The organism is Amycolatopsis sp. GA6-003 (assembly GCF_046267895.1).
In the GTDB taxonomy this organism is placed as follows: domain Bacteria; phylum Actinomycetota; class Actinomycetes; order Mycobacteriales; family Pseudonocardiaceae; genus Amycolatopsis.
The window spans coordinates 903,726-927,282 of record NZ_CP176499.1; the positions used below are offsets into that span (position 1 = coordinate 903,726).

A 23,557-nucleotide genomic window follows, 5' to 3' on the forward strand; every position below is an offset into this window, starting at 1 on the left:
CGCGAACGCGCCACCGGCCGACGACGATTAAGGCTCAGGGCGCTCTGCGGGCATTTCGTCAGACTGCCTCTCCTTGGCCAAAACTTCTTGATTCCGTGTCATCTCTTGATACCGGTTCATCTGCGGCGCGAGAAAGAACGCCGCGGCGACAGCCAGCACGACCAAGACGAAGGACAACGGCATCGACGTAACCTGGGCGAGGCCGCCGATCGCAGCCGGCGCGGCAAGACCCGCACCGTAGGTCAACGTCGCGACCCTCGCCACGGCGGCTCCGGCGTGCGGGCCCGGTGCGCCGACGCTGGCGAACACGACTGGCAAAGTCACCGCGATTCCGATACCGAGCAGCACGAAACCGCCGATGCCGAGAACAGGCGTGCGTGACACGACGAGCACAATCCCGCCGATAGTAGCGATGACCGATCCGGCACGCACCGCGTTAACGGCACCCATTCTGCGGACAACACCGTTTCCCAAGATCCGTGCGCCGGCGAGGGCGCAGCTGTAGATCGTAAAAGTCACCGCCGCCAGTGCGGGGTTGGCACCCATAACCTTCACCATGTACACGACGGACAGGTTCGTGCTGGTCGCGTCGGCGAAGACCGCACAGAAGCCAAGAAGCCCGATGCCCAGAATGGCGCGAGTAGGCCAGCTCAAGCGACGAGAAGCTGGTTCGTCAGGCAGCCGATCCGTTACGGGGAGCGGAAGTCGCCGCCATATCGGCCACAGCGCCGCCAGCAGAACCACGGCCATGCCACCGAGATGGACTCGTCCGTCAATGTCTTGGCCGACAGCCAATGCGCCGGCTCCGGAAGCAAGCAGCGCGCCGACGTACCAGAGACCATGAAGTCCGGGCATGATGGGACGACCCACGGCCTGCTCCACCGCAGCGCCCTGCGCGTTGATCGCGATGTCCGACAAGCCGGCCGCGACACCGTACACGGCGAGCAACCCGCACAGCACGACCAGATTGGTCGCCAGCGCCGGAGGCGCGAGCGCGGCTGCCCACATCGCCATCGCGAGTCCGGTGAAGGACCTCGCGCCCATTCGACGGTAGAGCGCACCGGCGAACGGCATCACGACGACCGCACCGGCGGAGGGTGCGAGAAGCGCGATGCCCAGGCCGCCGATGTCAGCGTGCACGCGTTCCTGAATGAACGGTATACGAGTCGCGAGGGTGCCAGAGACCATGCCGTGGATGATGAAGATCGCCGAAACCGTCACCCGGTCCCGGATCATGCCCGATCCACGTTTCGCCGGTCTTCCTATCATCGTGTACTCCTGCCACAGGACGGAAAACACCAGAAGAACACCGCTAGCCGCGCTCCAACAGTCCGAGTGATCTCCGCTACGTCAGCCAACGAACTCCTTGCCCGTCGACGCTGCCCAGCTGCGGCAACCAGCCCTTGGCACGACGTCGTACTACCGTCTTCGGACGACCTCGTGCGGTGCGGCGTGGCGGCGAGGTTGTTCAGGACGCAGCCGAATCGTCGCTGACTCGGTTTGTGCGCCAAGCTGCTCGAAATGCTTCGAGTTCGTGCCGGGGAAAGGGGCGGCCCCACTGGGCTTCGTAGCCGACCTCGCCCAGGTCTGCGACGAGGGCGTCGAACGCCCTGAGCGCCGCCTTGGCGAGCGTCGCCTTTGGCTGTTCGCTGTGCCAGATCACAGTTCCGGCGTGCTGCGGTGCCGTCGAGTCGACCGCGTGGGCAAGCCGGATGGCGACCGCGTTCGGGTGCCGATGGAAGAACCAGCGGAAGACGTCGGGCTCGGCTTCGAATTCGGTCTGTGCGTCGGTCTCGAACAGGGTGATTCTGGTTATGGCCTCCAGCAGTTGCTCGGGACCGCCGGTGACATAGGACGCGACCGCCTCGGCGGTCGTCTGCTCGTCCGTCACAGAACAGAAAGCCCAGCCGTGGTGTCGCAGCGTCCAGGTAAGTCGCACGTTCGGCATTGTGTCCGGACACGACGCCCGCCGTCATCCGATTACATTGCTCGATTCACGTCCTCCGACCGAGCAACGCTGAAGGGACCAGCAGGCACCACGCGTTGATGCAATCTCGCTCGCCGACAGGCAGCGGATCCGGATGCCGGAACGTCCGGGGAGGTTTGAGCGCCAGGCCGCCCAACACGCACAAGGCCGTGCCATCCACACGGTGAGAACCATCTCCTGCAAGTGACAGTTATCGGCTGTAGGCACACCATGCGGTTCCCCCGGTGTGCGGACACTCTGGTCCTTGGCCTTTGGCCTGGGGAAGGATGTGTTTGTGTCTGGTTCGTCGAAGTATTCGCAGGAGTTCCGGGTGGACGCGGTCGCGTTGGCGCGGTCCGCGTCTCGTCCGTTGGCGCAGGTGGCTCGTGAGCTGGGGGTGAATCACGAGACCCTGCGGACGTGGGTGCGGGCCGCTGACCGTGCCGATCAGGCGGCCGCGGCCGGGGGCGATGCGGCGGAGCGGGAGCTGCGGCAGTTGCGCAAGCGGGTGGCGGAGCTGGAGAAGGAAAAGGAGATCCCGCGGAAAGCGGCTGCCTATTTCGCGCAGGAGATGGGTCGTTGACCCGCAGCTACCGGTTCATCTCCGACCACCGCGCCGCCTACGGCGTCGCCCGGCTGTGCCGTGTCCTCGAGGTCCGCCGCCCGGGGTTCTACGAATGGCTCGCCGCCGCCCCGGCCCGCGAACACCGCGCGCGGGAAGAGGACCGGCTGGCCGGGGAGATCGCCGGGATCCACGCCGCCCACCGTGGCGCCTACGGCAGTCCGCGGATCACCGCCGAGCTGCGCCGCCGCGGCGAAACGGTCAACCACAAACGGGTCGAGCGGGTCATGCGCGAGCGCGGCATCACCGGGATCACCCGGCGCAAACCCCGGTCGCTGACGCGGAAGGACAAGACCGCGGCCCCGGCTCCGGACCTGATCGGGCGCGACTTCACCGCCGACGCCCCCGGACAGCGCCTGGTCGGCGACATCACCTGCCTGCCCACCGACGAAGGCTGGCTCTGCCTCGCGACCGTGCTCGACCCGCACACCCGCGAAATCGTCGGCCACGCCCTCGCCCCGCACATGCGCGCCGACCTCGTCCGCGACGCGATCACCCTCGCCGCAGACCGCGGCCTGATCAACGCTGGCGCGGTGTTCCACTCCGACCGCGGCACCCAATACGCCTCAACGGAATTCCGCGCCACCCTGGCCGCACACGGGATCCGGGCCTCGATGGGCCGGACCGGGTCCTGCTACGACAACGCCGCCGCCGAATCCTTCTTCGCCACCCTCAAAACCGAAATCGGCACCCGCTCCTGGACCACCCGACACCAAGCCCGGCACGCAGTATTCGCCTACCTCGCCTACTACAACCACCACCGCCTGCACTCCACCCTCAACTACCGAACACCCCACGAAACCCGCACCAACTACAGTCCACCGACCACCCACGCAGCATGAAACCCGGTGACCGGCTCCCGGGGGAAACCTCACCACCTGTGACGACAGGTGTTAGTTGGTATCGGGTTCGTGGTGCGACCTGGCGATCCTTCCGAACGGCAGATGATGGTTGGCATCAAAAACAGGCGATAGTTGGCACGAAGCTCCGACGCGCCGCACTCCGTTGAACGCTGACCTGTGACCGTGAGCGCCAGGTGGCCGGGTGAGCGTCGTGTACAGCCGCTGGGCCACATCTCGCGATGCATGTTGCTGTCTGTCAGCGGGTTGCAGCCCCGTCGCAGGCCCTCGACGGTCGGCTCTTGATAGCACGGCCATGATTCGTCGGTGGACAGTGAAGAGTTGGTGTCAGTCGAGTTGGCCGACGACGAGCGCGAGGTGCTGCGTCGGGGATTGGCCGAGTGGGGTGGTCCCGCGAGCTGCACTGAAGCGCTCGCGGTGGCGATGGGCTTCAGGAGTGTGGCGGATCTCTTGGAAGACGGGCGTCGGCTTCGGACAGCACTAGCCGCCAGCGAACCTTTGAGTCCCCAGGACTGGCGACGAGTGGTGGCAGCTACAGAAATCGTGTTCGCCAGTGACGTGTTCGGATCTGGCCTTGATTGGTCGATCACGACAGGCTTCTCGGACGAGCAGACGATCAACATCCTGCGGCGGTTGCAACGAACGATCGGCCGCACGCTCCACGGCGCACGCCGTCGTCTTGATGGTTGAAACCGACGGACCGGGTGCGATGGCAGTGCGAGAGCTGGCTGCGACGCCGCGAAGACGACCGGCCCTCCGCCGGCATCGTGCGCGTCACGCTCGAACCTGCCGAAACCGTCTCCGGCGGCGCGCTGCAGCTGAGCCTGCCCGCCGCCGGCACCCAGCCGGACGCCGACGACCGCGCCGCCCGCGCGATCGGCCGCGTGCAAGGACTCCTCGGCCCCGGACCGCGTGTTCACCGCCGTGCTGACGGGCGGGCGCGGTCCTGCCGAACAAGTCGTTCTCGTGCCGTGGGGCGACAAACCCGACGCTGTCGACACCGACGCACCGTGGCCGGGCCGGCTGCCCGCGCCCTCGCCCTCGCCCGCGACCGTGCCGGACACACCCCGGTCCGCGCAGGTCTTCGGGCCCAGCGGCGCCGCCGTCGGCTGGACCGCGCGTTTCCGCCTCACCGAACCTCCGGACACGGTTGCCGTCGGCGACCGCGCCCCGCGGCAGGTCCTGCGATGGGCCGGACCTTGGCCCGCCGTCACCGTCCGCGTCGGGCAGGGCGGCGCCCAGCGCGTCGTCCGGTTCCAGGTCGTCCTCGCCGGGACGCGCCCCGACGCCGGGGAAGACGCCATGCTCCTGTCGGGCAAGATCACCGGGGATGCTGTCGCGTGGACGGTGGAAGGACTCTACGACTGAGCCGAACCCGGACTATTCCACCGATGCGCGGATCGTCGACCTTCACATCCAGAGCAACGGAATCCGCACCCTCATGGCCGCGTGGCGGCGATCTCAGCCGTAGGGTTTGACACGAGGAAGGGAGACGGCATGACCGGCGACGAACCAGGCAAGGCTCAGGAAGCCGCGACGAAGATCCTCGCCAAGATGCGCAAGCAAGCCGTCCGTCGGCCGCGGGACAGCCCGCCCGAAGACGCGCACCCTGACTCAGCGGAGCCTAAACGGGTGCGAGCAGAGGCTATCCAGGTGTCGAGAGCTGTGCTGCGCTCGATGCGCAAGCAGCCGGCACCGGACGACACGAACGTCACCAGGCCGTACCGGAGCGCCGTCGCGAACGTCGCCGCAGGCTACTTCTGGCAGGCTCGCGCACGCCCGGACGACATCATCAAAGCCTTGGACACGGCACCGCTTCATGCAGAGTAGGCGCGTCCGTCTGCGACAGCTGGGGGGGTCAGCCGCCAGCCCGCAGTCTCGGTGGGCGGCCGGCGGGCCAGCCGTCGTCCGGGATTTGGGGGCCGGTGCACGTCCAGTTCGCACCGGAACGGGACAACGCAGCCAGCCGCCGGCGGACGAATCCCAGTTGAGCGCTGCGCGAAGGGAACGCCCGCGACCCGCGTTGCCGGTCTTTCACGGGCTTGCCGTCCTCGTCGATGTGTTCCTGCACCACTTCCCAGTCACGCCGGAGTGAGTTGCGCTCATTGTCCACGGAAATGCTGTACGCGTGCCCGAGGTGCTCGGTGATGTACAAGGTCGCGCCCGTCAGTCCCGGGGACGGGTGCTCGAGGCCGCCCCTTCGATCGCTCGCCTTTCGGCGAAGGTCGGGCTGCAGGATTTGGTCGCTGCGGTCGATAACCGCAGCGAGTGCGGTTGTGGTGGCGGGGTCGTGCGGGTCGGACGCAGCAGAGAGCTCGCAGGCGTCATCGGCCAAGGCGAGCGGTGTGTTTTCGCCGCCGCCGGGCCCTCCGAGCCCGACGTCGGCGTCAGCAGTGGTCGACCGTGCGAGATTGTCGATCCATGCCTCGGCGATCCGATTCTCCTGGTCGGCAAGGGAGTCGAAGAGCCGGCTCAGAACATCACCCGGAAGAATAAGATCGGCGTAGGCGCGACGGATGTTCCCGCTGGTGGTCTCCAACAGCCGGTCGAGGTACTGGGCATGCCACAGGGCGTAGTCCTCGAGGCCGGGGAGGCCGATCGGACGATTCTGCTCGTCTTTCATGTCGCGGTAGCGGGCGATGAGTTTGTCGAGGCGATCGATTCCGCCGGATTCGGCGACTGCGGTCAAACGCACGTTCGTCGCGATCACGAAATATTTGGGCTGCCGACGCCTGCGCCTGCTCTTGGGGTTGACCCATTCATCGAGTTCCGCTGTGACCTGCTCGAAGAACCATTTCTGGTCGTCGGAAGTGCTGGTCAGCCGGCTCCGGTACTTGGCCTGGATGACTCCGTACCCTGACCAGGCCCGACCGCCCCCGAGGTGCACTTCCCCGTCGAAGGTCGCCTCGCGGCCGCCGTCGGGGCCGACACCGAAAACCTGCGTGCCTGGGCCGATACGGTCCAGCGACAGCGCCTGCACCAAGTGCTCGAAACGCTCGCTGCCCAACCTCGTCAAATCGAACACCACCGACGTAACCTAGCCGAATGGCGCGCTGCTGACAGCGTGGGTCGACACGGCTGCCAGCATCCGATGGCTCCTGGCAGGCAATTCGCTCCGACTCGACGATGGGAGGTCCCTCTGCTCCTGCCAGCAATGGCGACCGCCGACGCCCTCGCGCGAACGGTGGATGGGCGCTACGACTGAGTCACGGCCAAACCGCCGCGAGCGTCCCGCGCAGCCGCGAGAACACGCGCGACGATTTCCCCGTGGAGTATCTGCGGGCCGTCAAGAAACGCCACGAGGGTCGTCGATAAGCCGGTGGTGGTTCTTGCACAACAGCATGAGATTGTCGAAACTCCGCAATGCGTCACCCCTTCGGACTCGACGGTGCCCAGTACGAAATCGACCTGTCCGACGACAACGCCGCAGCCCTGCGCGAGGAGCTCGCCAGGTTCATCGCGTCCAGCCGCCGCACCGGGGGCCGCAAAGCAATCGCCCGCACGGCCCCCACCGCCGAAGACCGCGAGCGCTCCCAAGCTATCCGCGCGTGGGCTGTGGCCAACGACTGGCCTATCTCCGACCGCGGCCGCATTCCGCGCGAGGTGGCAGACGCCTACGAGGAAGCCCGGAACGAGACCGCGAAATCCGTCCGCGAACGCGCCGCGAAAAAGCAGCCGCCAAATAGCGGCCGTCCGCCCCGCAGCGGCCGCACAGGGACGACGTTCGCCGTGCTCGCGCCAGTCCACGTGGCCCGGCCCTGACCGCGAGAGCGTCGGCCACCGACGGACGGCGCGATGGAAGTGCCGGCGAGGAAATGACATCGGCCTCGAGACGCCGCCGAACAGTGGAAGGTCCCACCGCCGATGACATGTTGACTGTGCGCGATCCCGGGTTTCACCGCCTGCCTCGCACCGGCTTGATCAAGATCAGACTCATCGGTCGTGTCATATACCGGTGGCGCGCGGTGGCTCACGTCGAGACCACATCACCCCTGCCCTGCGAAGTCCCATTCCGAATCTCATTTGTGCTGTCAAGGTGAAGCGGGTGGAGAGAAAATGACGGCAAGTGTAAGCCCTACGAACCTGCGATCGGGCGTCTGACGATGTCGACGAAGCGTGCGTACGGGAGCTGGTGGGCCACGGTGATCGTGGCGGTCCGTCCGTATTTGTTTTTGGCGAGGATGAAGTCGGCTTCGCCCGCGCGCACGTCGTTGGGTTCCCAGGCGTCGGGGCGGTGGATGAGCAAGACGTAGTCGGCGATGTGCGCGATGGTCCCGGAGTCGCGCAGATCGGCCAGGGAGGGCAAGGCGGGAATCGGCTTCCGCGGTCCGGGGTTGGCAGACAGCTGCGAGGTGACGACGAGGGCGATGCCGACGTCCAGAGCGAGGCGTTTGAGACGCCGGGTTACCTCTGCGATTTCTCGTTCGCGATTCTCGTAGGGCAGGTCGCGCCGGGCGGTGACCAGGTGCAGCGAATCGATGACGACGAGCCGCACGCCCCGGTGGGCGGCCAGGCCGCTGATTTCCGCGGCGAGGGAGCCGACGTCGACGTCCTTGGGCCGGGCGATCACGATCGGCGACGCACTGATCTCGGCCGTTCGCCGGGCGAGCCGGGTCCAGTCCTCGTCGTCCATACGCCCGGTCCGCATGTCTTCCAGCCGCACCTTGGCCTCGCTGCTGAGCAGCCGCTGGGCCACCGGGCCGACAGTGCTGGCCAACGCGAGGTACGCCGCGGGGATGCCGTGCCGCAACGCCGCCGATCTCACGAAGCAGAGCCCAAGCGTGCTGGCGCCGACGCCAGGTTGAGCGCCGATCACGGTCAGGGACCCCGCCGCCAGACCGCCGGTGATCCCGTCAAGTTCGCCGAATCCCGTCGGCACGCTCAGCCCGGCTCCCCCGCCGGACTCGATGGCCTCGAGCTCGTCCATGGTCGACTGGAGCAGACCTTCCAGCTCCGGGACGCGCCTGCCCGTGCGGTCCGACCCGGCGTCGTCGACAAGCGACCGGGCGCACCGGATGGCCTCTTCCGTGTCGCCGGCGGAATCCTCGCTCTGTTTCTCGGCAAGTTCGGCGATCATCGCCGCAGCGAGCCGCAACCGGCGGAATACCGCTTTTTCCGCCACGATCTCGGCGTAGTATCCGGTGTTCGCGACCGTCGGCACGCTGTCGGCCAGAGTCTGCAGCAAGTGGGCCACGCCGCCCGCGTCCGCCGTCCCGGCTCGGTTGCCCAACTTCCGGGCCACCGCCTCCGGGTCTGTCGGTTGGCCTTCGCCGTACAGGTCGATGACGGCCTCGTAGACAGCCGCGTGCACAGGGTCGTCGAAGTCGCGCGGATCCAGGGTCTCCGCCGCGTCGACAATCGCTGCGGTGCTCAGCAGCATGCCGCCGAGCGTCGCTCGCTCGGCGGCATGATCATGAAGAACACCGCCGCTGCCCTGGCCCTGGGCGGGCGCCTGGTGGTGCGCACCGTCACCGTCAGGCTCGGAAGATCCAGAAGACGCCGTCACCCGACCTTTATAGGGCGAGCTGCCGATCGCGCATGCGCCGGGGCCTGCAGGAACACAGGCGGCTGCAACCGCCTCAGAGCCGTCAGCCCGCCATCGCTCCCGCCGACAGTTTGACCGGTGCCCGCCATCGGCCTATTCGCTGCCGCCGTAGCCCGTCGCCTCGCGCAGCACCGCCAAGCGCTGGCGTCGAACGACGCGGAGCGCCCGCGGGCTCAACCGTCCGGTCGGTCAGCCCGGTGTCACGCCCCGGGGCAAGGCTCGGCACCTCACCGATCCCCGCACATTCGAATCGCTGAAGCTGAACTACTTCGACGTCGTGGAACTGCCTCCGGCGGACATGGCGAAGCTCCCCGTCGGCCCGCCGATCACGCTGTCCGCCGACGCACTGACCGTCGTCCCGCATCGCGGCATGGGCGAACAGCGGGCCGGTTCTGGAGAAACCGCGGGCACACAACGGAATGCCCGCCTCGCCCTCGGCGTGGCAGGCGTCGCGATGCTACTGCTGTGCCTGGTGCTGTTCCTGCCCTACTTCCTGATCCCGGCCTCCGGGCCCACCGCGGACGCCAGGATGCAGTCGGTGTCCGCGATCCGGACAAGCATCGTCCAGCTCGTCGGCAGCATGGCGCTTATCTCCGGGCTCTACTTCACCCTGCAGAACCTCCGCCTGAGCCGACGAGCGTTTTCGGCCAGCACCACCCAGCAGTCGATCGAACGGTTCTCGCGAGCCGTCAAGTGCCTGGGAGACAAAGACCGGCTCGAGGTCCGGTTGGGAGGCATTCACGTCCTGCGTCGCATGGCGGAGGATTCGCCGGAAGACCAAGCGGTCGTTTCGCAGATCTTCTGCACCTTGCTGCGCGAACACCGCGGTAACGGAGACGCCGCGCGCCGCGGGCGGGCCGCCCCGGACGTCACCGCCATGGCCTCGTCACTCGACCGGTTCAACGGCCTCAGCGCCGGTCTCGACCCGCTCGACCTGTCCGGCGCGAACCTCAGCTACCTCCGGCTGCGCGCACTGAACCTGGCTCGCGCCGACCTCGCTGACGCGTCGTTGGAATGCGCACGGATCGATGCCCTCGACCTGACTGACGCGAACCTGATCCGGCTCGACGGCCAGGGAGCCGATCTGCGGCGCAGCTCCATGGTGCGCGCGGTCGCCCGCAACGCGAACTTCGACGGCGCCGATCTGTCATGGTCGGACCTGAGGTCCGCAGCGTTCATTCTGGCCAGCCTGCGCAACTGCAGCCTGGTCGGCTGCACACTGGACGGATCACTTTTCGTCGGCGCCGACCTTCGCGGAGCCATCTTGCGCAGCGCCGACCTCTCGGGGACCGATCTGTCCGGCGCCGACCTGCACGGCGCGAAGATCGATGACCAGACCCGCTGGCCCGCCGGGTTCGACGCCAAGGCGGCAGGGGTCGAACCCGGCACGTGACAACCAGCTCGTCTCCAGTGCCACCGGCTCCGCCGACAGCACCGTCCCCGCCACCGACGTCACCATCGGCGTCCGGATCTGCCGCGCCTGCTTCTCCGCCACTGACCTCGCCGCAACCGGCCGCACCCTCGGCGTCTTCCCCGACCTGCCCGTCTACCGGCCGCCCCGCTGACCACTCGCTCCCCCGGACGGCTGACCATGTCCGTCCAATGCAACGACCTGCCTGTGCCGTGTCGCCCTCGGCGAGAGGCCGAAGCCACTCCGGTGCGGAGGTGGCCTCCGCCAGCTGGGTCGTGTCCCGTCGCAAACGCCGCCGCGGCGTGCTCAGCAGGGCCTCCACGCCCGCATCGAAATCCGGTCCAGCCTCTGGCGGGGTCAGGAAGTCCGGGAAGTAGATCCCGGCCCCAGGACGGCACGCACCTGGTTTTCGGCATTCACGGAGGGCTTCGCCAGTGCCACAGGCACGAGCAGCTCAACTCTGCCCGCTCTGCGACGGCGCGGAGCAGATAGCGGGCGCAGGACCGGCGCCGGGGAAGTCGTGCTCGATGCTGTCGTAGAGTTGCCGGATCGCATCGTCGACGTTGGTGTTCCAGAGGATTACGGTGTTGTCTTCGCTGCTGCTGGCGAGCACGCCTGTCGCGTTCCAGTAGATGCCGGTGATCTTTGCGGTGTGACCGGTGAGTGTCGCCCAGCGGTCGCCCTTGACGGCATCCCATACCGTCACGGCGTCGTTGTTGCCGAAGGCGGCGATGTAGCGGTGGTCCGGGCTGAAGCGCGGTGAGCGTGCCTCGGTGGCGGGGGTGGAAAACTCGGCTGCTTTGGCGAAGTCGGCCGTGTTCCAGATGGTGATCTTTCCCGCGGCGGTCAGCTGGGGATCATTGGACATCAGCATCGATCCGTCGCGGCTGAACTCATATGCCGGCCAGTTGCCTGTGGGGGTATCGTCGACGACTTTCAACTTCGCGATCGGGAGGTAGCCGTCGGCGTCCAGAATGTTGATGGTCGTGCCGTCGCCGGTATAGGCGAACATGCGCCCGTCCGGGCTGTAGCGCAAACCGCCGGCGACGGCGCCTTCGGCGACTTTTCGCACGAACCGTCGTGCGTTGAGGTCATAGAACCAGATGCCGCCGCCTTGCGTCGTCGTCATTGCCAAGGTGCGGGAATCGCGGCTGAAGGCGAACGACATGACGTACAACCCGCCCGCCGGTCGCGGCACCTCGGCAACGAGCCCGCCGGTGTTCGCGTCGCGCACGACGACGCGACCGTTGTCGTTGATCGCCACCGATTTCTCGTCAGGACTCAGGATCGCGAACCCGCTGACAAGGTCGGACTTGGGAGGTGATGCGATCACCCTGCCTTTCCGCGTTCGGCTGTCCCAGATCACGGTCGGCGAGCCGCCGCCGCTCGCGACCACCGCGCGGCCTGAATCGCTGACCTGCAGGGAACCCGCGGAGGCGGTGAGACCCATGAGCGGCAGACGCGCTCGGTCCCACAAGGCGATGCCGTTGTCGACGACCGCGGCGATGGTCTTCCCGTCGAGGCTGATCGCCACTGGCCCCGGCAGTGAGCGGTCTTTCACGAGACCGGCCAGGAGCGTTCGACGGCCGAGGTCCCAAATGTTGACAGAGCCCCGGGTGTTCACCGTGATCAGCTGCGCATTCACGCGGTCGACCACGACGCTCAGCTGAGGAAAGGCGTCGCCGCCGAATTCGGCGATCTGCCGACGGGTGGTGACATCCCAGAGCCGGATTGTCGGGGCATCGCGGCTCGGGATGATGACGGTGTGCCCGTCGGGCGCGAAGGCCGCCGAGCTCGTCCACCCGCCTGCCGACGGCAGCGCGCCTGCTCGCGTCGCCGTGCGCAGATCCCGGAGCGCGAGCGCGCCGGTGGCGTCGGTGAACGCGAGCAGCGTGCCGTCTGGGCTGAACTCCACGGCGGCACGGCTGGCGAGGTCGGGGCCCTCGTGTTGCGGAGCGAGGGTGACGGGGCCTGTGTGCCCGGCGATGTCCCACAGCTTCACCGCGTTGCGCAGATCAGCGGAGGCCAGCAGCCGCCCGTCCGGGCTGAATCGCACCGCAGTGAGTGAAACCGTGGGCTCCGCCGCTGTGAACGAGGCCATGATCCTGCGGGAAGCCAGCTCCCAGATGTGGATGTGACCGTCGAGCGTCCCGACGGCGAGCCTCTGCCCGTCGGGACTGAACCTGACCACGATCACCCGGTCAAGCGGCGCGTCGAACACGACCGTGCGGCGACGACCGGGCACGTCCCACAGCGTGAGACGGCGTCCCTCCCCCGGCGCGGCGAGCCAGCGCCCGTCGGGGCTCAACGCGACTTCAGCTGTGGTCGCGGACGGCGAGGGCAACAGCGCGTCAAACCGACGCTTCGACGCGAGGCTGAGAATCGCGCCGCGGGCTTCGGCAGTGGGATGCGCGCGGTAGGCGTCGAGGCTCTTGCGGATCGCCGCGGCGGGGTCCAGCCCGGCCTGGGTCTGCGCTTCGGCGGCGAGTTGCCGTGAGGTGGCGATGCGTTCCTGGGCGAGCGCGTGTTCCCGCTGCCGCACCGCCACCACCGCGACCGTGAGCGCGGCGGCCATCAGGACGGCCAGACTCGCGGCGAGCCAGCGCAACTGCCGGGTTCGGCGACGCTGCCGGGCATGCTCGCGGGCTTCGGCGACCCGGCTCGCATCCAGGAATTCCCGTTCCCGGGCGGTGAGCCGAACATCGGCTTCGTCGGCCCAGTCGCAGGCAGCGGCCAGCCTCAGGCCCCGATAGAGCGTGCCGGGGTCGCGGTCGAGCCCGGCCCAGTCGCTCGCGTCGCCGGAAAGGCGGCGATGAAGCCGCAGTCCGTCGCGGTCCGCGTCGAGCCAGCCGCGCAGCCGCGGCCACGCCCGGATGAGGGCTTCGTGGCCGATCTCGACGGTGTCGCGGTCCAGCACGATCAGCCGTGCCGCGCCGAGTTTGTCCAGCACGGTCTCGAGATCGCTGTCGGGCAGGTCGAGTTCCCTGCGGTCCAGCCTGCGTTTGGTGTCCTCGGTGCCCTCGCCCAGCGCGGTCAGCCGGAGGAACAGCTCCCGCGCCGCCCGCTGCTGCGCCGGACTGAGACTGGTGAACACGCTCTCGGCGGTCTGGGCCAGCGCGTGCGCGATACCGCCCGCCGCCTGATACCCGCTCAGACTCAGCACGGTGCCGCGGCGACGCCGCCACGTCTGCAACAAGGCATGCGACACCAGTGGCAGCGCACCGGGCTCGCCCAGCGCGTCGGCAGTCACCTCGGCCAGCAGAGCGCTCTCCACGCTCAATCCCGCGTCGACGGCCGGTCTGGAGATCGCGGCGCGCAGCTGATCGGAGGTCATAGGCCCGACCACGACCTGGGTGCCGTTCATCGCCTGCGCCAGCTCGGGGTGAGCGCAGCAGTGCGCGTAGAAATCCGCGCGCAACCCCATCACGATGCGAGTGCGGCTGGTCTCGATCGTCGCCGCGATGATCAGCGCGGCAAGGAACGCCGCCCGCTCGCTGCTGTCGTGGCACACAGTGAACAGTTCCTCGAACTGATCGACCACCACCAGCAGATCGCCCTCGGCCTCGCGGGCCGCCAGCAACTGCCGGACGGCGTGGTGCAACCCGGCCGGATCGCCGACGATGTCCTGGCGCAACGCCGTCACCGACCCACCGGACACGACGGCCAGGGCGACCGCGATCTCCTCCACCGGACGCCGCCCCGGTGTGACGGCGACGACCGGCTGGCCCGTTGCCTCGACCTCCGCGATCAAGCCCGCGCGCAACAACGACGACTTCCCCGCGCCCGAGGCACCCACCACCGTGACGAACCGGTGATCCGCGACCGCCGCACGAACCTGCGCGACCAGCTCGTCCCGCCCGTGGAAACGCGCGGCGTCACCCGGCTGATAGGCGCACAGCCCGAGGTACGGCGCGGCGTCGTCATCGTCCGGGCATCGGGCAGCCGCGTCCTGCGGTGATGCCTCCGCCGCGAGAGCGGCCGCGGTCTCCTGCCACCGTCGCGTCCACTCAGCGGTGTCCGCGCCGCAGGCGCGCACGAACGCCTGCGTGACCGGGAGGCTCGGCAGCTTCTTTCCGCCCGCCGCGTCGGCCAACGTCGTCGACGAATAATGCGCACGCACCGCCAACGCCCGATACGACGGATTCCCCGCCGCAGTCCGGACCTGGCGCAGCGCCTGGGCGAACTCGGTCAGCACCGAACCATCGTCGAGCAACGGCTGTTCCGCGCGGCATCGCGTCCCCTCCCCGTCACCGAGGGTCCCAAAACTGCGGACGTCTGCGCGACGGCTGTCCGGCGGACATCCCCGAACGGACCAAACCCGCAGCACGCAGTTTCCTGTCGTTCGGGCAACACTCTCCCGGCCGCGTCATGGCGTTCCTGCGTCTATGCGCTCATGCCACGGGATCGCGGCCCGACCAGGCCCGGGAGTCGTTGTCCGGAACTGTTGTCCGGTGCGACGCACGGCGACACCGGACATGAACGACCGGCTATATCTGGAACCGTCCTGCGGATTCCGCCGGAGAACCCGCGTTCCACCGCGCCGCGGCGGCGATCCGAAATCCCGCTCGAAACAACACCTGATCGGAGAGACCATCGTCATGCCGTCCCAGACCGCACGCCGGCGCGCAGCACGGATCACCGGCACAGCAGCCATCGCCGGATTCTGTTTCGCCGCAGTGCCGACCGCCGCTTCCGCCGCCGCACCCGCCGTCCTCGCGGCAGTCGGCCAGGCGAAGCCCGCCCAGGTGTGCTTCGTCAACGCCTACAACATCGACTACCGCTACGGGCCGGGCACCGAATACCTCATCGCCGGCTGGGTCAACAAAGGCCAAGGCTTCGACGTCGTCGAACGCCGCGGACACTGGTCGGCGGGCCACCTGTGGGGCCCGGACTACACCAGCTTCTACTGGATCGACAGCCAGTACCTCAACTGCTGAACACAGCACGCGGACGAATGCCGGACGACACAGGAACAGAGCGGTCCGCGCGGTGCTCCCGGAACACGCCGCCGCAGCGCCCATGGCACTCGGCCCCGTGTGAGCGACCACAGCCGAAGCAACCTCTCCGATCGCCCTGAAACCTCACCGACAACGGCAACCGCCGTCGCGCGCTCCGCGACACCGCTCCTGGCTGCGACACAACCCTTCGCACAGCCGCCCCGCAGCCAGCAGATCCGACCCGAGTTCCAGAATCCGAAATCGGCACGACTCGCGGTCGCACGGCCTCTGAGCGGACCAGGCCGTCGATTCCGGCACCTGCCCGGCCAGGGGCCGCTCCAGCGCCGCTTGCCGACGCCCCCATCCCTCGATTGCCGCACGGAAGAAGGAAGACAGGAAATTGGAGAGCCCGTAATACATCACGATAACAGGAGAATAAATGCCGAGTAATACGCGCATTCTAGCATCGCTGGGGATTTCAGTTGTCCTTTCCTCGTTGTTCGCCACGGGATCAGCTCAGGCAACTTCCGCGGGCCCGTCAGCGGCTTGCAATACGGTCGACCATTGTTACGCCGTCGGGTTCATCGGATCCAGGCAGGAGCCGCTGTGGATGAACGCGGTTGGCTCCGACCTCGGAGTCGGCTGCCTTCACGTTGACGACCGAGACACCGACTTCGCGAACTGGGAGACGTGGATCCTCACCAATCTGAACGATCCGAAGTCGGACACGTGGGTCGAAGCGGGGATGACCGCCGGGACGCTGCAGCGCTCCCCCGGGCAAGAGAAGGGTTTCCTCTGGTACTGGGCCGATCAGCGCCCAGGAGTCCCCTACCGTGAGTTCTTCATCAAACCCGCGCATGAACTCGTTCACGAGAACGTGACCTTCAAATGGGTCCCCAACAGCCCCGACTGGGAGGTCTACCAGAACGGAGAACGCGTCGGGACCTCTGCGGGCAACGGTGCGTACGGCGGCCAGGCGTACAACGGACTGGAAGTAACGACTCCGGGCGCACGGGTCTTCGGCAGCTCCCTCAGGTTCCAATACCAGGACACCGATAACGTCTGGCATCCAGCGCAAACGGACACGTACAATCAAAGCCGCGATCTGTTCAGCATCTACACGAACGGGCAAGGCATCACGGCTTCAACCCGCAAACCCTGCGTAGACAAGAAAGAAAAGATGACCGCTGACCGCAGCAATACACCTCCTTCCGCGTCAGACCTGCTGAACACGGCAACGAGCCTGGCAGCCGCCAACGATGAAAGCAGTCCCGCAGATATAACATACGTGAAAACCGACCGGAACTCGCTCCAGCGCGTCGACGGAACGGCGCCGAAATCCAACGACCCGGTCTACTTGATCCAAATGACGGGAAACTTCATCGGATACGCCGCCAAGGTTCCTCCCGGGAGCAAAGCTCCCAGAGGGAACGTGTTGACAGCCACGGTCGACGCACGCTCCGGACAGGTCCTGGGATGGTCGATCCTGCTGGAGCCGCACGACCTCGCGACGTTCGGACAGGTGTCGTCACTGCGGTAGGCCCCTGATCGTCACGTCAAGCTTCGGGGGCCGCGCGCATTCCGCTCGGGCGAGCCGGCCCCGGAGACAGGGCCGGGTCATCGCGCGTTCCGCGCGCGAGGGCCCGGAGAACGACAGACAGCACCGCGGCCCGTCCGACATCACGCACGACACAACAAACAACAGGAGACGACCATGTTCATGCCGTCCAAGACGTCCCGCCGGCGCGCAGCAGCCTGGCTCACCGGCGCAGCAGCCGTCACCGGGCTCGGCTTCGCCGCCGCAGCCCCGCCCGCCGCGACCGCCGCGACACCAACCCCCTCGGCGGCAAGTGCCGACCAGGCGAAGCCTTCCGAACTGTGCTTCGTCAACAGCAACAACGCCAACCTCCGCAACGGACCCGGCATCCAATTCCCCGTTGTCCGGCGACTCAACAAGGGCCAGGGCTTCGTGGTCGTCGCGCCGGGCCCAGTGTGGTCCGCGGGGCACCCGTGGGGTGAAGAGGGATCCGTCGACTACTGGATCGCCACCAGATTCCTCGACTGCTGACACGGCACCCGGACAGTTGCCGCAGGAAAGAGCAATCCAGCAGCTCCACGGCCGTTCTGAAAGACGCTGGCGCAGTGGCACTGCCGATCGTTTCCACCGGAGCGACGACACTCGGGGCGTCCAGCCGACAGAGCAGGAAGCCACGACGGCAACGACAATCACCACTGCGTACTTCGCGACAACACACCTGGCGCCGATGAAACCCTTCGGTCAGCGTCGCCCTTGCGAAATCTCCGGCCGCACGGCGAGCTGCATTCGCGACGCGCAGTCGTGAGCACCGAGGCCCGTTGCTGGCCAGACCGCTCGACACACCCGACGATTTCCGCCAAGATCCTCACTAGTGCCGTCCGCGCAGAAACGGGCGTTCTGCGGGGAAACTCCGACGTGCACTCGCCTCGGAGGCCGTGCTCGCCGGACTGTTCCGGCGCGGCGTGAACGCGGCGGACACGCGGTCGTACAGGTCAGGCAGGGACAGGTTCTTATGCACAGGGAGGACGGTACGGCGCATCGGGAATCACGCTCTGCCAGAGTTCAGCGGTCAGGTCTGAGCCGATGGTCGCGCAGATTGTGCCCGCCGCTTCCTCGGCGCGTGTGTCCCATTGGCGTACTACGCCGTCCTGTCCTGCCGCGGTCAGGCGGTGGCCGTCCGGGGAGAGGGCGACCGCTCGGATCGGCCCGGGGTGGCCGGTCACGACGGCGGTTTCGCGGCGGGCGGGAAGGTCCCACAGAGAGATGCTCCCGTCCGCTCTGGCCGAGGCAAGGGTGGTTGCGGTGGCGTCGAAGGCGAGTGCGAACACGCTCCCGGGACGGGCCTGGAGCGTACTGATTTCCTGACGGGACGCGACGTTCCAGAGGTGGACGGCTCCATCGCTGCCGGCGGTGGCGAGCAGGCTGCTGTCGCGGCTGAAGCGCACTGTGAGGATCGAGCCGGGTTGTCCGCCGAGGACGGCCGTCCGTCGTCCGGTGGCCACGTCCCAGAGGCTGACGGCCGCGTCGACCCCGGCGAGCGCGGCCAGTTTCCGGTCCGGGCTGAAGGCTATGGCCTGGGGGCGGGTTCCGGCGGCGAGCACCGTCGACGAACGGGTCGCGGTGTCCCAGAGCTTCATCGAACCGTCGGCGGCGGCGGACAGTGCTTTCGTCCCGTCGGAGCTGAGAGCCAGGCCGTAATGGACAGCGTCCGGACCGTCGGCCGCCTGGCCGTTGCCGAGGTCGTGCAGGCGTACGTTCCCGTCGGTGCCCCACATCGCCAGGTGCCGCCCGTCGCCGCTGAAGCTCAGGTTCGGTGGCGCGGCCGGGTCTGCCGGAATCGTGGCGAGGTCCCGGCCGGTACCGACCTCCCACATCCGCACGGTGCCGTGGCGCGGCCGCTCTGGAACCGTCGCTGTCGACGACCGGCTTGCCGGAGGAGGAGTCGATCGCGACGCCGACGTCCCAGATAGCGACGGTGTGATCGTCGCTGCCGGTGGCCAGGGTGCGGCCGTCCGGGGCGAACGCGACCGCCAGTGTGTTGCCCGTGTGCCCGCCCACGGCGAACAGCTGACGTCGCGTGGCGAGGTCCCAGAGCCTGGTGATGCTCTCGTTGGCGCTGCTTGTGGCGAGCGTGCGGCCGTCCGGGCTGAGGGCGATCGCGGTCACTCCCGGCAGCCCGGTCAGCAGAGCTGACTCGCGGCCGGTGCGCAGGTCGTGCTTCCAGACAACGCCTTCCTCCTCACCAGTGGTGAGGAGGAAGGGACCGTCCCGGCCGAACGCGACCCCGGACACGGCCGATCCATGGGCGACCACCGTCTCGGCGACCCGTCCGCCGGGCACGTCCCACAGATCCACCGCGCCGCCGGACCCGGCGACGGCCAGCAGCCGGCCGTCCGGACTGAAAGCCACCGCCAGCGGGAGTCCGCGGCGCCCTGTCCGGAGGTCGGTTCGCCGACCGGTTGCGACGTCCCAGAGACTGACCGTCATCGGGTCGGTCAGCCGACTGCTGGAGGCCGCGGCGAGAACGTGTCCGTCGGGGCTGAACACAAGGCCGAACAGCGCGGGCGCCGGTGTCGGAAGGGTGCGGATCTCGCGCCGGGTCGCCCGGTCCCACAGCCGCACCGCCGGTGGGGAGATGCTGGCCGTTGCCACGACGCGCCCGTCCGGGCTCATGGCCACTCCCCACAAAGGGGCGGTGTCGCTGATCCTGCCGCGGAATGGCGACGCCTGAATGCTCAGCAGCGCACTGCGGGCCTCCACCGTGGGAGCTTGCCGGAACGCCGCGAGAGCAAGGAGCATCGCCTGCTCCGGCTGCGTGGCCGCCAACGAGGCCGACCGGGCCGCCATCTCCCGCGACGCCGCCAGGTCGTGCTGCTGCACCGCGTCCTGCCGTTGCGCCGCCGCGACAACGCCGAACGCGAGAGTCAGGACCAGCAGCACAGCCCCGAGCACGACGATCTGCTTGCGCCTGCGGGCCTGCCGCGCCGACGCACGGACACTGGTCTCGAGGAATGCTTGCTCGCTCGCGTTCAAGCGAGGCGCGCTCCGCATGCTCCACTCGCGCGCCGCCGACAGCTGCGCGCCGCGATAGAGACCGCCGTGGTCCCGTCCGGTCGCTTCCCAGGCGCGGGCTGCCTCGGTCAGCCGCCGGTGCACACGCAGGCCCTCCCGGTCCTCGTCGAGCCATCTCTGCAGCCGGGGCCAGGATCTGATCAGGGTTTCGTGAGCGATCTCGACCGTGTCGCGGTCCATCACGACCAGGCGGGCGGCGACCAACGAAGCCAGGACCTCCGGCAGGTCCGGATCGTCGATTTCGTCGCGCCGAAGGCGGCGTTTGGTGTCTTCGGTGCCCTCGCCCGGAGCAGTGAGGCGGTGGAACAGTTCACGAACCGCTGACCGCTGTGCCGCGTCGAAGCTTTCGTAGACCGTCTCGGCTGTCTCGGCGAGAGCGTGCCGGATTCCGCCCGCTTCCCGGTAACCGGCCAGGGGCAGCACGACACCGCGCCTACGGCGCCAGGTCTGCAGCAGCGCGTGCGACACCAGCGGCAGCGCACCGGGCTCGCCGACTGCCTCGGCGAGCAGTTCGGCCAGCAGTGCGTTCTCGACGCTCAGCCCGGCCGCCGCTGCGGGCCCGGTGACGGCCGTGCGCAGCTGATCGGAGGTCATCGGCCCGACCACGACCTGGGCGCTGCCGTTCATCGTGCGCGCGAGATCCGGATGCGCACAGCAGTGCGCGTAGAAGTCGGCCCGCACCCCCACCACAACGCGGACGCGGCTGGTCTCGGCGGTCGCGGCGGCGATCAGCGCGGCGAGGAAGCCTGTTCTTTCCCCGGGGTCATGGCAGAGCGTGAACAGTTCCTCGAACTGGTCCACCACCACCAGCAGATCGCCCTCGGCCTGGCGGGCTGCAAGCAACTGCCTGGCGGCGCGGGGCAACCCCTCCGGATCGCCGACGATGTCCTGGCGCAACGCCGTCGCCGATCCACCGGACGCCGCGGCCAGCGCGACCGCGATCTCCTCCACCGGCACCGCCCCGGTGTGACGGCGACGACTGGCTGGCGGGCTTCATCGGCCTGCGCGACCAGGCCCGCGCGCAGCAACGACGACTTCCCCGCGCCCGAAGCACCCACCACCGTCACGAACCGGTGATCCGTGACCGCGTCGCGGACCTGCGCGACCAGCTCGTCCCGCCCGTGAAACCGCGCCGCGTCGCCGGGCTGGTAGGCACGCAGCCCGAGGTACGGGGCCGCAGCGTCGTCCTCGGATTCTTCGGGACAGGCCGCGGGCGGCGGCGCGTCGGCGGCGATCCGGGACGCCGTCGCGTGCCACCGCCGCTCCCACTCCCCGGCGTCTGCATCGCAGGCCTGCACGAACGCCACGGTCACCTCGAGGCTCGGCAGTATCTTCCCTCCGGCCGCCTCGGCCAGGGTGCTGGACGAGTAGTGCGCGCGCCGAGCCAACGCCCGGTACGTCGGCGTTCCCGCCGCCTTCCGGACCTGGCGCAGCGCCTGCGCGAACTCGGTCAGCACCGTGCCGTCCGCCGGCAACGGCTGTTCCGCACGCGGCATCGCCTTCCCTCCCCGTTCCTGAGGGTCCCAAAGCAGTGCCCTGCCGCGCGTCGGCCGTCCGGCGGACAACCTCGAACAGAGCAACCCGACGATCAGTCGGCGCGGCGAGCGGACCCTTTGTCGCCGGGCATCGCATTCACGGTCGCCGTGCAGCTGTCCAGCGTGTATGCGGCTCTGCCCCGGCCGCCGGCGGACCGGCCGGGCGTGGCGTGGTTGTCCGGAACTGTTGTCCGGGCCGGTGCGAACCGACACCGGACACGAACGGCGGGCTACACCTGGAACCCGGCCGCCGGCTCCGCCAGACAGCAGGAGCCCTGAACGCACCGGCCGATCCGAAACACCCGCCACACCACAACCGACAGGAGACAACCGTGTCCACGTCCTCGAAGATCTCCCGCAGCCGCGCAGCGGCCTGGATCGCCGGCGCAGCAGCCATCGCCGGGCTCGGCCTCGCCGCGGCCCCGGCCGCCGCGTCCGCCGCCCCGCAAACCGCCCCGACTGCCGTCGTCGACCACGCGAAGCCAACCCAGGTGTGCTTCGTCAACGGCTACAACGTCAACTTCCGCACAGGGCCCGGTATCACCTTCCCCAGCCGCGGCACAGTCAACAAGGGACAGGGCTTCGACGTCGTCGGGCGCAGCGGAAACTGGTCTGAGGGCCATCTGTGGGGCCCCGATTACAACAGTCTGTACTGGATCGCGAGCAAATACCTCGACTGCTGACACGGCACGCGGACCGATGGAGCGCGGGGCCGCCGTCATGGCCGCCCCGCGCCCGTCTTGCCGCAGCCGGGGCGCGAGTCCGCCTCCCGACCCGCCTCGGCGGTGTTCAACGGCCGCTGTAACCGCAGAAGCTGCCCGGGCAGCCGCAGATGCGCCGATCCTGGAGACGGCGGCGGACCCGCTCGGAGCCCTCGGGCCGGCAAGAAGCCCAGTCTCACGCACTACGCCTGATCGGAGATCCGATGACAGACTCACTGACCACCTCACGCGGCCAGGCGGCGGCAATCATTGCCGCCGCGGGCTTGATCGCGGCGCTCGCCTGTGTTGCCGCGACTCCCGCCCAGGCCGACCACACGCACGAATACTGGAGTACCCGGTGCGACTACGGGCGTGCCTGCATGAAACTCGCGCAGGTGGCGAACACGAACACCGCGCCCCGTCGCGCCTGCGGCAGCGACCGGACGAACGCGCGCAGCTGCGAGTGGAAGGAGCCCGGGAAGATCCCCGAGCCGAACCCCACGAGGTCGCAGGCAGCGAGGCTGGCAGGGTCGACCTCGTCCGGGGCGGCGACCGGGGCGTCCAGAACCCGGCCCATGACGTCGGCGATCCTCTGAAGTAAGAGAAGCCCATTTCCTCGCGCCGCCGCAGGATTTCCTCAGCCGCGGCCGCGGGATCGCTGCGGAGGAACGCCACCGAGACCGCCGCTCGGACCGCGGCGACATCTGTATCGGGCCCGGCCATGAACGCGGCCACAGAATCACCGATCACGGGCACGTGCAACGCCAGTTCGAGACCACGCCGGTTGTCGAACTGCCGCACCCGCTGCATGGTCTGCTCCCGGGTCTCGATCTGCGGCATCACGAAAGTCACCGTGTCGGCGACCTCCGCAGCGAGCGCCAGCGATTTCGGGCCGCCCGCGGCTATGACGACCGGCGTGTGCAGGTCCGGACCGTCCAGCTCCCTCAAGGCAGTGACGACCTCACGCACCTGGTCCAACCGCCGGCTCGCGGGAGTGACCGGCAGGCCAAGCTCGCGGAGCTGGACGGCGATCCCCGGACGGCCCGTCCTGATACCCATTTCGAAACGCCCTTCGGTGACCACCGACAACGAGTGCGCCTCCCACGCCGTGCTCCACGCCGGGCGGACAGGAGAGGCGTACACCCAGGTGCCCACTCGCAGGTCGGTGACCGCCGCGGCCGTAGCGAGCGCAGGACCCGGCGCAGGCTGCCACTGCGGCACGTGGGGCATCAAGATCGTCGAATAGCCGCTGTCCGCCAGGCCACGCAGCTGGTCGCGCCAGGCGGCAGGTCGGAAGAAATCGGCGCGAGCACTCCGAACCGCAACGACTTGGTTTCGCGCTTGGTCGTGTCAGCCATGGGGGTGTCCTCT

19 protein-coding genes and 2 pseudogenes are annotated in these 23,557 nt (G+C 68.5%); 10 read left to right on the forward strand and 11 right to left on the reverse strand.

All coding sequences use genetic code 11. From position 1 onward, the window contains the following. Window positions 1-27: 27 nt before the first annotated feature. Complete coding sequence (locus F9C12_RS04260; protein ID WP_409464825.1) at window positions 28-1,236, reverse strand: MFS transporter; 1,209 nt, start codon at window positions 1,234-1,236, stop codon at window positions 28-30. A gap of 232 nt (window positions 1,237-1,468) precedes the next feature. Next, a complete protein-coding gene (locus F9C12_RS04265) occupies window positions 1,469-1,891 on the reverse strand; it encodes a hypothetical protein (protein WP_409464826.1) in 423 nt (140 codons plus the stop codon). A 370-nt stretch (window positions 1,892-2,261) separates the two neighbouring features. Here F9C12_RS04265 and F9C12_RS04270 point away from each other — a divergent pair. The 4 genes from F9C12_RS04270 (at window position 2,262) to F9C12_RS04285 (ending at window position 5,278) form a co-directional block, all read left to right on the forward strand. Further along, window positions 2,262-3,430 (forward strand): IS3 family transposase gene (locus F9C12_RS04270; RefSeq protein WP_409464827.1). Its coding sequence is split into 2 segments (ribosomal slippage): window positions 2,262-2,528 and window positions 2,531-3,430, totalling 1,167 coding nucleotides; the frame shifts between segments, so codons are not numbered across the junction. A 324-nt stretch (window positions 3,431-3,754) separates the two neighbouring features. Further along, window positions 3,755-4,138 (forward strand): hypothetical protein, encoded by a 384-nt coding sequence (locus tag F9C12_RS04275; RefSeq protein WP_409464828.1) that lies wholly within the window; start codon window positions 3,755-3,757, stop codon window positions 4,136-4,138. 222 nt (window positions 4,139-4,360) lie between these two features. Continuing rightward, entirely contained in the window at window positions 4,361-4,816 is a 456-nt protein-coding gene (locus tag F9C12_RS04280; RefSeq protein ID WP_409464829.1) for a hypothetical protein, read from the forward strand. A gap of 129 nt (window positions 4,817-4,945) precedes the next feature. Next, window positions 4,946-5,278, forward strand: coding sequence for a hypothetical protein (locus F9C12_RS04285; protein ID WP_409464830.1), 333 nt, complete (start codon window positions 4,946-4,948; stop codon window positions 5,276-5,278). Between the two features lie 28 nt (window positions 5,279-5,306). Here the strand turns inward: F9C12_RS04285 and F9C12_RS04290 are convergent, their stop codons facing one another. Next, window positions 5,307-6,476: a hypothetical protein gene (locus F9C12_RS04290; RefSeq protein ID WP_409464831.1), complete on the reverse strand. Its 1,170-nt coding sequence runs from the start codon at window positions 6,474-6,476 to the stop codon at window positions 5,307-5,309. 258 nt (window positions 6,477-6,734) lie between these two features. Next, window positions 6,735-6,812: a hypothetical protein gene (locus F9C12_RS04295; protein WP_409466962.1), complete on the reverse strand. Its 78-nt coding sequence runs from the start codon at window positions 6,810-6,812 to the stop codon at window positions 6,735-6,737. Between F9C12_RS04295 and F9C12_RS04300 the strand changes: the two genes are divergently transcribed. After that, a complete protein-coding gene (locus F9C12_RS04300) occupies window positions 6,812-7,210 on the forward strand; it encodes a histone-like nucleoid-structuring protein Lsr2 (RefSeq protein ID WP_409464832.1) in 399 nt (132 codons plus the stop codon). The two genes, F9C12_RS04295 and F9C12_RS04300, sit on opposite strands and share 1 nt — an antisense overlap. Window positions 7,211-7,523: 313 nt before the next feature. Here the strand turns inward: F9C12_RS04300 and F9C12_RS04305 are convergent, their stop codons facing one another. Continuing rightward, window positions 7,524-8,828 carry a DnaB-like helicase C-terminal domain-containing protein gene (locus F9C12_RS04305; protein WP_409464833.1) on the reverse strand — a complete coding sequence of 435 codons (1,305 nt, stop codon included), beginning with the start codon at window positions 8,826-8,828 and terminating at the stop codon, window positions 7,524-7,526. A 442-nt stretch (window positions 8,829-9,270) separates the two neighbouring features. Between F9C12_RS04305 and F9C12_RS04310 the strand changes: the two genes are divergently transcribed. After that, on the forward strand, window positions 9,271-10,386 hold the full coding sequence (locus F9C12_RS04310; protein WP_409464834.1) for a pentapeptide repeat-containing protein: 1,116 nt from the start codon (window positions 9,271-9,273) through the stop codon (window positions 10,384-10,386). Between the two features lie 472 nt (window positions 10,387-10,858). Here the strand turns inward: F9C12_RS04310 and F9C12_RS04315 are convergent, their stop codons facing one another. After that, entirely contained in the window at window positions 10,859-14,599 is a 3,741-nt protein-coding gene (locus F9C12_RS04315) for a hypothetical protein (RefSeq protein ID WP_409464835.1), read from the reverse strand. Between the two features lie 403 nt (window positions 14,600-15,002). Here F9C12_RS04315 and F9C12_RS04320 point away from each other — a divergent pair, with 403 nt between their 5' ends. The 3 genes from F9C12_RS04320 to F9C12_RS04330 all read left to right on the forward strand — a co-directional run bounded on the left by F9C12_RS04320 (window position 15,003) and on the right by F9C12_RS04330 (window position 17,409). Further along, window positions 15,003-15,341 carry a hypothetical protein gene (locus F9C12_RS04320; protein WP_409464836.1) on the forward strand — a complete coding sequence of 113 codons (339 nt, stop codon included), beginning with the start codon at window positions 15,003-15,005 and terminating at the stop codon, window positions 15,339-15,341. Window positions 15,342-15,951: 610 nt separating this feature from the next. Further along, window positions 15,952-16,881, forward strand: a complete 930-nt coding sequence (locus tag F9C12_RS04325; RefSeq protein WP_409464837.1) for a hypothetical protein — start codon at window positions 15,952-15,954, stop codon at window positions 16,879-16,881. Window positions 16,882-17,055: 174 nt separating this feature from the next. Further along, on the forward strand, window positions 17,056-17,409 hold the full coding sequence (locus tag F9C12_RS04330; RefSeq protein WP_409464838.1) for a hypothetical protein: 354 nt from the start codon (window positions 17,056-17,058) through the stop codon (window positions 17,407-17,409). Window positions 17,410-17,888: 479 nt separating this feature from the next. Here F9C12_RS04330 and F9C12_RS04335 read toward each other — a convergent pair whose 3' ends face one another. Together F9C12_RS04335 and F9C12_RS04340 are read right to left on the reverse strand one after the other, a co-directional pair. Then, entirely contained in the window at window positions 17,889-18,752 is an 864-nt protein-coding gene (locus F9C12_RS04335) for a WD40 repeat domain-containing protein (RefSeq protein ID WP_409466963.1), read from the reverse strand. Window positions 18,753-18,885: 133 nt separating this feature from the next. After that, window positions 18,886-21,446: pseudogene (locus F9C12_RS04340) on the reverse strand (hypothetical protein); the annotation flags it as partial. A gap of 371 nt (window positions 21,447-21,817) precedes the next feature. Between F9C12_RS04340 and F9C12_RS04345 the strand changes: the two are divergent. Continuing rightward, window positions 21,818-22,168 (forward strand): hypothetical protein, encoded by a 351-nt coding sequence (locus F9C12_RS04345; RefSeq protein ID WP_409180654.1) that lies wholly within the window; start codon window positions 21,818-21,820, stop codon window positions 22,166-22,168. Window positions 22,169-22,550: 382 nt separating this feature from the next. On the opposite strand, the gene F9C12_RS04350 is transcribed toward F9C12_RS04345, so the two are convergent. The 3 genes and pseudogenes from F9C12_RS04350 to F9C12_RS04360 form a co-directional block, all read right to left on the reverse strand. Continuing rightward, entirely contained in the window at window positions 22,551-22,763 is a 213-nt protein-coding gene (locus F9C12_RS04350; RefSeq protein WP_409464839.1) for a hypothetical protein, read from the reverse strand. A 134-nt stretch (window positions 22,764-22,897) separates the two neighbouring features. Then, window positions 22,898-23,455 (reverse strand): annotated as a pseudogene (locus tag F9C12_RS04355) (LLM class flavin-dependent oxidoreductase); the annotation flags it as partial. Next, window positions 23,416-23,544 carry a hypothetical protein gene (locus F9C12_RS04360; RefSeq protein WP_409464840.1) on the reverse strand — a complete coding sequence of 43 codons (129 nt, stop codon included), beginning with the start codon at window positions 23,542-23,544 and terminating at the stop codon, window positions 23,416-23,418. The gene F9C12_RS04360 and the pseudogene F9C12_RS04355, both read right to left, overlap by 40 nt. Between the last annotated feature and the right edge of the window lie 13 nt (window positions 23,545-23,557).

Excerpts from the sequence above, each read along its gene's own strand:
- F9C12_RS04260 (WP_409464825.1), bottom strand. The coding sequence starts at position 1,236 with ATGATCCGGGACCGGGTGACGGTTTCGGCGATCTTCATCATCCACGGC.
- F9C12_RS04285 (WP_409464830.1), top strand. The coding sequence starts at position 4,946 with ATGACCGGCGACGAACCAGGCAAGGCTCAGGAAGCCGCGACGAAGATC.
- F9C12_RS04300 (WP_409464832.1), top strand. The coding sequence starts at position 6,812 with ATGCGTCACCCCTTCGGACTCGACGGTGCCCAGTACGAAATCGACCTG.
- F9C12_RS04305 (WP_409464833.1), bottom strand. The coding sequence starts at position 8,828 with ATGCTGCTGAGCACCGCAGCGATTGTCGACGCGGCGGAGACCCTGGAT.
- F9C12_RS04320 (WP_409464836.1), top strand. The coding sequence starts at position 15,003 with ATGCCGTCCCAGACCGCACGCCGGCGCGCAGCACGGATCACCGGCACA.
- F9C12_RS04325 (WP_409464837.1), top strand. The coding sequence starts at position 15,952 with ATGAACGCGGTTGGCTCCGACCTCGGAGTCGGCTGCCTTCACGTTGAC.
- F9C12_RS04330 (WP_409464838.1), top strand. The coding sequence starts at position 17,056 with ATGTTCATGCCGTCCAAGACGTCCCGCCGGCGCGCAGCAGCCTGGCTC.
- F9C12_RS04335 (WP_409466963.1), bottom strand. The coding sequence starts at position 18,752 with ATGTGGGAGGTCGGTACCGGCCGGGACCTCGCCACGATTCCGGCAGAC.
- F9C12_RS04350 (WP_409464839.1), bottom strand. The coding sequence starts at position 22,763 with ATGGGCCGGGTTCTGGACGCCCCGGTCGCCGCCCCGGACGAGGTCGAC.
- F9C12_RS04360 (WP_409464840.1), bottom strand. The coding sequence starts at position 23,544 with ATGGCTGACACGACCAAGCGCGAAACCAAGTCGTTGCGGTTCGGAGTG.